The organism is Saccharospirillum salsuginis, assembly GCF_014651855.1.
GTDB classification, from domain to species: Bacteria; Pseudomonadota; Gammaproteobacteria; order Pseudomonadales; family Natronospirillaceae; genus Saccharospirillum; species Saccharospirillum salsuginis.
Genome location: NZ_BMXR01000014.1, coordinates 120,844 through 131,524 on the forward strand (window position 1 = coordinate 120,844; position 10,681 = coordinate 131,524).

Below are 10,681 nucleotides of genomic sequence, written 5' to 3' on the forward strand. Positions count from 1 at the left end.
AACCTCGCCGACAAACACCACCGAATCACGCTACTCGACGAGGTCCTGCCATGAACAAAGAGACCGCTCCCAACCCGCCTTTCGACCGCGAACAGCATCTCGCCCAGGCTGAAACGCACGAGGTGTTCAATCAGCCGACGCCGCTGGCAGACTATAACGTCTACCAAAGCGACCGGGCGCTGCAACACTGGATACACACCTTCGGCGGCGGCTGGGCCGATGCCGATCTGTCCGCCTACGGCCAGCGCTGCGGTGGGGATCTGATCGAGGCCGGTTTTCAGGCCAACGAGGTGCCGCCGACCTTCCATTCGCACGACCGGTTCGGCCATCGCATCGATGAGGTACGTTTTCATCCGGCCTATCACGAGCTGATGCGCACGGCCATCGAGGCCGGGGTGCCGTCGCTGCCCTGGCGCGATCGAAAGGCCGGGGCGCATGTGGTCCGGGCCGGGCTGGAATACCTGCACATGCACGCCGACGCCGGTTCGGCCTGTCCGTTAACGATGACCTTTGCCGCCGTACCGGCCATCTCGGGCACGGAGAGCGTCGCCCGGGACTGGCTGCCGAAAATCACCGCCCGGCAGTACGACCCGCGCAATGTGCCCTTCTTCGAGAAGGAAGGCGTCACCATCGGCATGGCGATGACCGAGAAGCAGGGCGGTTCGGACGTGCGCGCGAACACCACCCGCGCCTACCCCGTCGGCGCGCGCGGCCCCGGTGAACGCTATGAACTGGTCGGCCACAAGTGGTTCTGTTCGGCCCCGATGTGCGATGCCTTCCTGACCCTGGCGCAGACGGAACAGGGGCTGTCCTGTTTTCTGCTGCCACGCTGGCGGTCGGACGGCACCAAGAACGCCTTTTTCGTTCAGCGACTGAAGGACAAGTTGGGCAATCGCTCCAACGCCTCCTCCGAAATCGAATTCCGCGGCGCCGAAGCCTGGCTGCTCGGTGAGGAAGGCCGGGGCGTGCGCACCATCATCGATATGGTGGCGATGACCCGGTTCGACTGTATGGTCGGCTCCGCCGCGCTGATGCGCGCATCCACCGCCCAGGCCCTACACCACAGCCGTGGCCGCTCGGCTTTCGGCAAGCCGCTGCACGACCAACCGCTGATGCGGAACGTGCTGGCGGACCTCGCCATCGAATCCGAAGCGGCGCTGGCGATGGGGCTGCGCGTCGGCCAGGCGCTGGATCATTCGGCCGATAACCGCAAGGAGCTGTTGTTCGCCCGCCTGGCCACGCCCATCGGCAAGTACTGGGTGTGCAAGCGCACGCCGCACCTGACATACGAGGCCATGGAGGCCATCGGCGGGGTGGGCTATGTCGAAGAGTACATCCTGCCGCGCCACTACCGGGAAGCACCGGTGAATGCGATCTGGGAAGGCTCCGGCAACATCCAGTGTCTGGATGTGTTGCGGGCGATTCAGAAAGAACCGGAGGCTTTGGATGCGTTGCTGGCGGAAATCGAAGCCGGGAAAGGGCATTCAGCGACGTTCGATCGGTTCGTGGGGTCGCTGAAGGACGAGTTTGTGGATGTGAGGTCTTTGGAGTATCGGGCCCGCACCGTGGTGGACCGGTTGGCGGTGGCTTTGCAGGGCAGTGTTCTGGTTCGGTATGGGGATGCCGGGGTCGCGGATGCGTTCGTGCGGTCGCGGTTGGATCGGTTGGGGGCGTTTAATTACGGGACCTTGCCGAACGGGGTGGATTGCAAGGCGATTGTTGAGCGGGCTTGTCCGGTGGTTTGAAGGGGTTTGGTGTTGGGTGGTAGGTAGGGCAGAAGAGCGGAGCGATATCTGCCGTGGGTAGTCGAAGACGCCAGTGGAAGTACTCTTGGCAATGTCTTCTACCCACGGCAGATATCGGCTAGGCCTCTTCTGCCCTACGGTTTAAGTCAGCGGTGCAGCCGGATTGCCGGGTGTTACGGGTGTTAAGCGGCTCATCCGGATTGCCGGGTGTTACAGGTTTTCAGCGGTGCAGCCGGTTTACCGGGTGCACTCTACCGTATCGGAACCGTCCGCCGGGCGTTCTACCAGCTTGTTTTCGGTCAGTTCTACGATGGTGCTGCGGGTTTCCTTGCCCAGTTGGGCCTGCTGCTGGGCTTTGAATTGCGGCATCATCATGTCGACGAATTCGGACGGCTCGCCGGCGTTGCTGACGTCCATACTTTCCGCTGTGGAGACGAGTTTATCGCCTTCCAGGCGCCAGGTGCCGGTGCCGCTCATGGCGATGGTGAAAGACTCGCCCAATTCGGTCAGGTCCATGGACATGGTCATGTCGTAGTTGGCGGATTTGTCGGCCTTGTATTCCACGGTGCCGTCGATCTCCATCGACCCCTGGGCCGAGGTTTCCGAGGCGCCGCAGTTCCAGGTGCCGACCAGCAAATCCGCATCCGGCGCGGCCATGGCCAGGGAGCTGACGGACAGAGACAAAACAGTAAACAGTGCTTTCATGCGAGATCCTTCGCGGATAAGAATGTGCCCGCGAGTATAGCGCGCGAGCCGAACCGAAATCGATGCACCGTTCAAACTTTCCAAAGCCCATACACCTATGAGGTAAGTACGAACTGTAGGGCGGAAGAGCGACAGCGTTATCCGCCGGGGGTAGAAAGCCGAGCCAATGGTTATCCACAGGCCACATACGTTACCCATGGCAGATAACGCTGTCGCTCTTCTGCCCTACGTACACGTACACCTACATGCTTTCCCACCGGCATTCGGTTCCGATTCCGGCTAGTCCAATCTCGCTATCGGAGTACACTCCTACCCAACGATTCAAGAGACCGACCGCAATGGACCCGGACATCTACCGACAAGCCCGCCTGGCACGGGACCCGCGCTTCGACGGCCGTTTCTTCGTCGCGGTGAAGACCACCGGCATCTACTGCCGGCCGATCTGCCCGGCTCCGGCGCCGAAGGAGGAGAACGTTACCTACTACGCCTCCGCCATCGAAGCCGCGAACCGGGGTTATCGGCCCTGTCTGCGTTGCCGGCCGGACAGTGCCCCGGCGTCCTGCGCCTGGAAAGGCACGGATACCACGCTGGAGCGGGCGTTGAAGCTGATCGACGACGGCGCCCTGATCCAGGGCTCGGTCGAGCAGCTCAGTGAGCGGCTGGGCATCGGGCCGCGTTATCTGAACAAGCTGTTTCAGGCCAAGCTGGGCACCAGCCCGAAGCAGTATGCGCTCTACCAGCAGTTGCTGTTCGCCAAGAGCCTGTTGCAGCAAACCCGGCTGCCGGTCACCGAGGTCGCCCTCGCTTCCGGGTTCGGCAGCGTGCGTCGCTTCAACGATTGTTTCGTCCGGTCGCTGCAACTGACGCCCTCGTCATTGAGGCGCCGCAGCGGCGAGTCACCGGCCACCGGCCTGACGCTGTTTTTGAGTTATCGGCCGCCCTATGCCTGGTCCAGCCTGCGCGACTTCCTGAGCGCCCGTCTGATCCCGGGTCTGGAGTGGTGCGCGGACGACCGCTACGGCCGCACGTTCCGTTGGCCGGAACCGGAGGGGCGTTGGCTGACCGGCCGGTTCACCGCCCGGCACCGGCCCGACCGGTGCGGGTTCGAGGTCGGCATCGAGCTGGAACAACCCGGGCCGCTGTTACCGATTGTTCGCAACATCCGCCGTCTTCTGGATCTGGACGCCGACATCGCGCGCATCGACGATCACCTGCGCCAGTTACCGGCGCTGGCCGACCGGCTTATACCCGGGCTGCGCCTGCCCGGCATCTGGGACCCGTTCGAAGCCGGTATCCGCGCTATTCTGGGGCAACAGGTGAGTGTGTCCGCCGCGCGCAACCTGGTGACCCAATTGGTGGATCAGGTCGGGCCGCGTTCGGGTTCGACGCCCCTCTTCCCCACCCCGGCGGAGATCGCCAATGCCGACCTCGGCTTCCTGCGCATGCCCGGCCGTCGACGCGACACCCTGACGCGCCTGGCCGAACACTGCATCGATGGAACACCCGACCCGGACAGCTGGCAAGCGCTGGACGGCATCGGCCCCTGGACCACCCGGTACGCCCGGATGCGCGGCCTGAGCGACACCGACATCTGGCTGGGCACGGACCTGGGCGTCAAACGCACACTGGAACGCGAAGGCCTGGCCTTGGACCCCGAAGCCGCCTCGCCCTGGCAAAGCTACCTCACCTTTCAACTCTGGAGTCTGACATGAGCACCCTCGCCTACAGTCATCTGGATACACCCCTGGGATGGGTTCGAATCGAAGCCGACGACCAGGCCATCACCGCCATTGGCTTTGTGGAAGCTACCGACGAGAGCCACCCGGAAAACGACCTGACCCGCCTGGCCGCCGACCAGTTGGCCGCCTACTTCAAACGCGACCGTACCGAATTCGACCTGCCGCTGGCCCCCAAAGGGACGGACTTCCAGCGCGCCGCCTGGCAAGCCCTGCGGAAGATCCCCTACGGCGAGACGCGCTACTACGCGCAACAGGCCGACCTGATCGGCCGACCGAGCGCCATACGCGCCATCGGCGCCGCCAACGGTGCGAACCCGATCGCCATCGTCGTGCCATGTCACCGGGTCATCGGCAAGAACGGCAGCCTGACCGGTTACGCTGGCGGGTTGGATAAGAAAGAATGGTTGTTGGCGTTTGAGCAGGGTGGGTTGTCTCAGGAACCCCTGCTCTAGGCAGCCTGCGGTGTGACCTGGTCATTGACTGAGACACCCCTTTAACGGAACCTGCTGGGACTGTCAGAAGGAACCGGAACATGATTCACACGCTGGCCATCGCCAACTACCGCTCCATTCGCGAACTGGTTCTGCCGATGGGGCAGCTCAACCTGGTCACCGGTGCGAACGGCAGCGGCAAGTCGAATCTCTATCGTGGCCTACGTCTGCTGTGCGAGGTGGCTCAGGGCAACGCCATTCACGCTCTGGCGCGGGAGGGCGGACTGGAATCCGTGCTGTGGGCGGGGCCTGAGTCGTTCTCGCGTTCCGTCAAACAGGGGGAGCATCCGGTTCAGGGCGGCCCACGCCGGGAGGCTGTTTCGCTGAAACTGGGTTTCGCGACGGACACCTTCGGGTATTCCATCGAGTTCGGTCTGCCTTCGCCCGTACCCGGGACGATGTTCAGTCGGGACCCGGAGATCAAGCGGGAATCGATCTGGTTCGGCGATCGGTGGAACGAGCGTCGGGCCATCGTCGAGCGCAGTGGCCCGATGGTCAAAAGCCGGGACGAAGCCGGTCATTGGCAAGTGATCGAACAACATCTGCCGACCTTCGACAGCCTGTTGGCCCGGTTGGCCGACCCCAAAGCGGCGCCCGAAGCCTTGATGCTGCGGGAGGAATTGCGCGCCTGGCGGTTTTACGATCATTTCCGCTGCGACGCCGGTTCGCCAGCGCGCCAACCGCAGATTGCGGTACGCACGCCCATCCTCAGCGACGATGGCCACGACCTGCCGGCCGCCTGGCGCACCATCGTGGAAATCGGCGATGGCGAAGGCTTGGCCGCCGCCGTGGCGGATGCGTTTCCCGGTGCCGAGGTTAGCATCCAGTCCTTCGGTGGGCGGTTCGAGTTGCTGTTTCGACAGCCGGGATTACTGCGATCGCTGACCCAGGCGGAACTCTCGGACGGCACCCTGCGCTACCTGCTGCTGATCGCCGCCTTGATGACACCCCGGCCACCACCGCTGATGGTGCTGAACGAACCGGAGACCAGCCTGCACCCGGATTTGCTACCGCCACTGGGTCGGCTGATGCGTAAGTACGCGGAAGACAACCAGCTTTGGGTCGTCTCCCACGCACCGAGTTTGCAGGAAGTGCTTGAGGGGGATTCCGCGACAAACCCGATTCTGCTGGACAAGGAGTTGAGCGAGACCTTCATCCAGGGGCAAAACCTGCTGGACACGCCGAACTGGTCCTGGCCCAGACGGTAAAAGACCTTCTTCACCTTCTCACTACGATGGCGCAATCAGGTCCTCGGACAGGGCATTTCGCACCTCCGGTCGGAGCTTGAAGGCCGGCACGGAGTAATAGGAATGGTTGCAGCCGGTGTAGATATCGGCGCCGGCTTTCACGGCCTGCACCATCTCCGGTGCGAGTTCGAAGCGCATGAAATGAACACTGGATGTCTTCTCATCGTTGCTGCGCTCCAGGTCTTCGTTGGTGATGGGGTGTACTTTGTCGAAACCGTTCACCTTCATCCAGACCGCTTCTTCAATGCCGATCAGTTTCGCCAGTTCCTGTTTTCGCACGGCCGGGTCGCCGAATTCGATCATCAAGGTGGCCTTCCAGTTCTGGCCGTCGGGGATCAGCGGGTTGTAGGCATCGAGTTCGTCCTGAATGCCCTCGGGTTCGAAGACCTTCTCGATGCGAAGCATCTCCTGGATTTGATAACGAATGGTCATTTCGTCTTCGAACAACAGGCGTACGTGGTCGCCCAGGGCAACCTGGCGGTCGCGTTTGTGGGCCATAACCTGCGCCCGAAATTCGTCGCGTTTCCGGGCATAGGCTTCCAGAGGCCAGAGAGCGTCGTGGGTCAGTTTGTTCATGGGGTCCCTCACTCCAGGCCGTAGGCCTGGCGCAATAATGTCATCGGGTGGGGCGCGGCGTCGACGGCCTTTGCCAGGTGGGCGATCTGGGTTCCGGCCATGGGGCAATCGCTGGTAAAGTGCTTCGGTGCTTTCTCGTCGACCTTGCGCACCACCGGCCGGGCGATCTTGACCGACTTGTCGCGCGTCTCCAGCTTCACCGCGTAGGTGCCGTCGTGACCCGAGCAACGCTCGATGGCTTCCACCGTGGTATCGGGGATCAACTGCAACAGATCCCGTGTTTTCAGGCCTATGTTCTGCACACGCTGGTGGCAGGCCACCTGATAACTGATGTCGCCCAACGGTTGTTTAAAATCCGTATTCAACGCGCCGCCCTTGTGGCGCAGCCAGAGATATTCAAACGGGTCGTAAAAAGCCGCTTTCACTTTTTGTACATCGGCATCGTCCGGGAACATCAACGGCAGTTCCTGCTTGAACATCAACACGCAGGACGGCACCGGCGCGGTCAGATCGTAGCCGTCGTCGACGAGTCGGGCGAGCACGGGAATGTTGAACTCTTTCAACCGCTTCACCGATTCCAGATCCCCCAGTTCCAGCTTGGGCATACCGCAACAGTGTTCCCGGGGCGTCAATTCAATGTGAATCCCGTTGTGCTGGAAGACCTTGAAGAAATCTTCGCCCACCGTCGGACTGTTGAAATTGCCGTAGCATGTAGTGAATACAGCCACCTTACCGGTGGTGTCTCCCACGGGATTGGCCTCGAGTGATTTGGCCAAAGGCTTCACGCGCTTGCGCATCGTCTTAGCGTGGTATTCCGGCAGCGGCGCTTCGTGGTGCACCTTCAGAGACTTCTCCAATATTTTGCGAAAACCCGTGTTGCGGTTCATCGCATTGGCGGTCACGTCCAGCACAGGAATCGACAGCATCTTGCCCATGCGATCGGTACCCGTCAGCGTTTCATCCCGAAACGACGCTCCTTTTTCACGGTAATGCACCGCCTTGGTCTGCAACATCAGATGCGGGAAATCCACCGCCCATTCGTGGGGCGGCACGTAAGGGCATTTGGTCATGTAGCACAGATCGCAGAGATAACATTGTTCGGCAACCTTCACGAAATCGGCCGGGTCTACACCGTCGACTTCCAGCGTATCGGATTCATCGATCAGATCGAACAGCGTCGGGAAGGCATCGCACAAACTGACACAGCGACGGCAGGTATGGCAGATGTCGAACACCCGCTCCAACTCGGCATCGAGTTTCTTGTGGTCGTAGTAATCGTCGGTCTGCCAGGGAATGTTGTAGCGCGTAGGCGCTTCCAGGCTTCCTTCGCGCGTTGGTTTGCTATTGGACATAGCCGTACCTCCCATTCTCCATGCACACGGCGTTGGGCTGTTGCAATAGAGAAATGCCACTGTCGGTGAGTGACCGATGGTCGGGATGCTCAGGCGGGGGTGTCGGCCGCCAGGCCGGTTTTTGCTCCTGCATAACCGGCACTTCCGCCATCCATGGCGGTCGGACACGGCCGCCAAGCCCCCATGGAAGGATTCACGGCGACCCCGCATGAGCATCCCGACCAGCGGGCGCGGGCTCTTGCCTCGAGTAATGCCTAACCGTCCAGGTTATCCAGGGCTTTCTGGAAACGATTGGCGTGGCTGCGCTCGGCCTTGGCCAGAGTCTCGAACCAGTCGGCGACCTCATCGAACCCTTCGTCCCGGGCCTCCTTGGCCATACCCGGGTACATATCGGTGTACTCGTGGGTCTCACCGGCGATGGCCGACTTCAGATTGTCCGACGTACCGCCAATGGGCAGACCGGTCGCCGGGTCGCCCACCGCTTCCAGATATTCCAGATGCCCATGGGCATGCCCCGTCTCACCCTCGGCGGTGGAACGGAACACCGTGGAGACATCGTTGTACCCCTCCACATCGGCCTTGGCCGCGAAGTACAGGTAACGACGGTTCGCCTGGGATTCACCGGCAAAGGCGTCTTTCAGGTTCTGTTCGGTCTTGGAGCCTTTCAGTTGCATGGTCCACCTCGTTCTCGATCTTATATCGTTGTTGGGAGTCAAAGGTGTCGGGGGCCTGGTGGGTGATACAGCAGGGAGCACGGAAGGTCCTCGGCCCTTCCACAATAGTCGCTGCCTGGTTTTTAACCAATTAAAAGAATTGGGGGACTTGATAGCCTGAATTGATCGATTTTTGACCGATTGACCATTCATCCCTCCCGGTCTAATCCCGAGGGACGGGGGTTGATTCTCCCCAAGGTTGAAAAAAGTCGGTTCATTTAGCGCTGGCGCTTCATTACTCTCTGCCGATTCCAGGCGATCTACGCCTTTCCGAACAGCCCTGGGCGCGGGTTATCCGCCCCCAACCGAACCGACAGGAATACACCGACCATGCACCAGACATCGACCCCGCCCCCCGCCACGCCCTGGTGGAAAGACGCCGTTGTCTACCAGATCTATCCACGCAGCTTCATGGACAGCAACGGCGATGGCATCGGTGACCTGCAGGGCATCATCCGGAAACTGGACTACCTGCGCGATCTGGGTGTGAACGTGCTCTGGCTGTGCCCGATCTTCTCGTCACCGAACGACGACAACGGCTACGACATCAGCGACTACCAGGGCATCATGGCGGAATTCGGCACCATGGCCGATTTCGACCAGCTGTTGAGCGAGGCCCACAGTCGCGGCATCAAAATCCTGCTCGACCTGGTGCTGAACCACACCAGCGACGAACACCCCTGGTTCCAGGAGTCCCGTTCCTCCCGGGACAACCCCAAGCGGGACTGGTACATCTGGCGCGACGGCAAGAACGGTGGTCCACCGAACAACTGGGAGAGCATTTTCAACGAGTCCGCCTGGCGCTACGACGAGACCACAGACCAGTACTTTCTGCATGTATTCTCCAGCAAGCAGCCGGATTTGAACTGGGCCAACCCGGAGATGCGCCTGGCCGTCTACGAGATGGTGCGCTGGTGGCTCGACAAGGGTGTGGACGGTTTCCGCATCGACGCCATCACCCACATCCGCAAGGTCGACGGGCTACCGGACATGCCCAACCCCGACGGTTTGAAGGCCGTCCCCTCGATGCCGATGCACATGAATGTCGACGGCGTGCTCGACGACATCAAGGACCTGTGCGACAACACCTTCGCCCACTACGACATCATGACCGTCGGCGAGGCCAATGGCGTGAAAGTGGACCAGGCGCCGGACTGGGTCGGCGAGGACGCCGGTCGCTTCAACATGCTGTTCCAATTCGAACAACTGACGCTGTGGAGCACCGACGAGGCCGGCCTGAACCTGCCGCACCTGAAAGACACCCTGACCCGCTGGCAAAAAGGGCTGGAAGGCCGGGGTTGGAACGCCCTGTTCGTGGAAAACCACGACATCCCGCGCATCGTGTCGACCTGGGGTAACGACGCGAAATACTGGCGCGAGAGCGCGACCGCCATCGCGACGATGTATTTCCTGATGCAGGGCACGCCCTTTATCTACCAGGGTCAGGAACTGGGCATGACCAATTACCCGTTCAGCGAACTGCAGCAGTTCGACGACGTCGCCATCCACAACAAGGCCCGTTTGTGGCGCGAACAGGGCTGGGGCGACGAAGACATCATCTCCAGCCTGCGCGACAACGCCCGCGACAACTCACGCACGCCCATGCAGTGGACACCGGGCCCCAACGCCGGCTTCACAACCGGCGAACCCTGGCTGGCGGTCAACCCGAATCACCGCACCCTGAACGCCGAGGCGCAGCAGGAAGACCCGAAGTCGGTGCTGAATTATTACAAGCGGATGATTCAGTTGCGACGGGAGCATCCGGGCCTGGTGCACGGGGTGTATGACCTGGTGCTCGGGGAGCATGAGCAGATTTTCGCGTATACGCGGACGCATGGCGACGAGCGGTTTCTGGTGATGTGTAACCTGAGTGATCGGGTGGCCGAGTTTGAAGGCTTGGCGGATGCCGTGAGTTCAGAGAAGCTGGTGTTGGCTAATCATGAAGTGGAAGCGCACGCTGGCGTCACAGCGGGTCGGTTGAAACCCTATGAAGCCCGGGTGTACCGGCTGTAGGGTGGGCACTGAGGCTGTGAGAGTATTTTTTTGCCGGCATCACATTGGTTTTAGGCTCGTTCATGCTGGTTAGAATGCCCTCCGGCACCCGCAATTGGTA

At 61.4% G+C, this 10,681-nt stretch carries 9 protein-coding genes; 5 read left to right on the plus strand and 4 right to left on the minus strand.

Translation table 11 applies throughout. The features are described 5' to 3' along the window. The first annotated feature begins 50 nt into the window (after nt 1–50). A complete protein-coding gene (locus tag IE111_RS21675) occupies nt 51–1,745 on the plus strand; it encodes an isovaleryl-CoA dehydrogenase (RefSeq protein WP_189612801.1) in 1,695 nt (564 codons plus the stop codon). Nucleotides 1,746–1,982: 237 nt separating this feature from the next. On the opposite strand, the gene IE111_RS21680 is transcribed toward IE111_RS21675, so the two are convergent. Beyond that, on the minus strand, nt 1,983–2,450 hold the full coding sequence (locus IE111_RS21680) for a lipocalin-like domain-containing protein (protein WP_189612803.1): 468 nt from the start codon (nt 2,448–2,450) through the stop codon (nt 1,983–1,985). A gap of 338 nt (nt 2,451–2,788) precedes the next feature. Between IE111_RS21680 and IE111_RS21685 the strand changes: the two genes are divergently transcribed. From IE111_RS21685 to IE111_RS21695, 3 genes are all read left to right on the plus strand, one after another. Beyond that, nucleotides 2,789–4,162 (plus strand): DNA-3-methyladenine glycosylase 2 family protein, encoded by a 1,374-nt coding sequence (locus tag IE111_RS21685; RefSeq protein WP_189612805.1) that lies wholly within the window; start codon nt 2,789–2,791, stop codon nt 4,160–4,162. Then, on the plus strand, nt 4,159–4,641 hold the full coding sequence (locus IE111_RS21690; RefSeq protein ID WP_189612807.1) for a methylated-DNA--[protein]-cysteine S-methyltransferase: 483 nt from the start codon (nt 4,159–4,161) through the stop codon (nt 4,639–4,641). Before IE111_RS21685 ends, IE111_RS21690 begins: the two co-directional genes overlap by 4 nt. Before the next feature lie 80 nt (nt 4,642–4,721). Further along, complete coding sequence (locus IE111_RS21695; protein ID WP_189612809.1) at nt 4,722–5,888, plus strand: AAA family ATPase; 1,167 nt, start codon at nt 4,722–4,724, stop codon at nt 5,886–5,888. 21 nt (nt 5,889–5,909) lie between these two features. On the opposite strand, the gene IE111_RS21700 is transcribed toward IE111_RS21695, so the two are convergent. From IE111_RS21700 to IE111_RS21710, 3 genes are all read right to left on the minus strand, one after another. Next, the gene (locus tag IE111_RS21700; protein ID WP_189612811.1) at nt 5,910–6,503 is read right to left on the minus strand and encodes a DUF3501 family protein; all 594 of its coding nucleotides are present in this window, start codon (nt 6,501–6,503) and stop codon (nt 5,910–5,912) included. Nucleotides 6,504–6,511: 8 nt separating this feature from the next. Then, complete coding sequence (locus IE111_RS21705; RefSeq protein WP_189612813.1) at nt 6,512–7,855, minus strand: heterodisulfide reductase-related iron-sulfur binding cluster; 1,344 nt, start codon at nt 7,853–7,855, stop codon at nt 6,512–6,514. Nucleotides 7,856–8,109: 254 nt separating this feature from the next. After that, nucleotides 8,110–8,529, minus strand: a complete 420-nt coding sequence (locus IE111_RS21710; RefSeq protein ID WP_189612815.1) for a rubrerythrin family protein — start codon at nt 8,527–8,529, stop codon at nt 8,110–8,112. Nucleotides 8,530–8,898: 369 nt separating this feature from the next. Between IE111_RS21710 and IE111_RS21715 the strand changes: the two genes are divergently transcribed. After that, nucleotides 8,899–10,581 (plus strand): glycoside hydrolase family 13 protein, encoded by a 1,683-nt coding sequence (locus IE111_RS21715; protein ID WP_189612817.1) that lies wholly within the window; start codon nt 8,899–8,901, stop codon nt 10,579–10,581. Nucleotides 10,582–10,681: the final 100 nt, after the last annotated feature.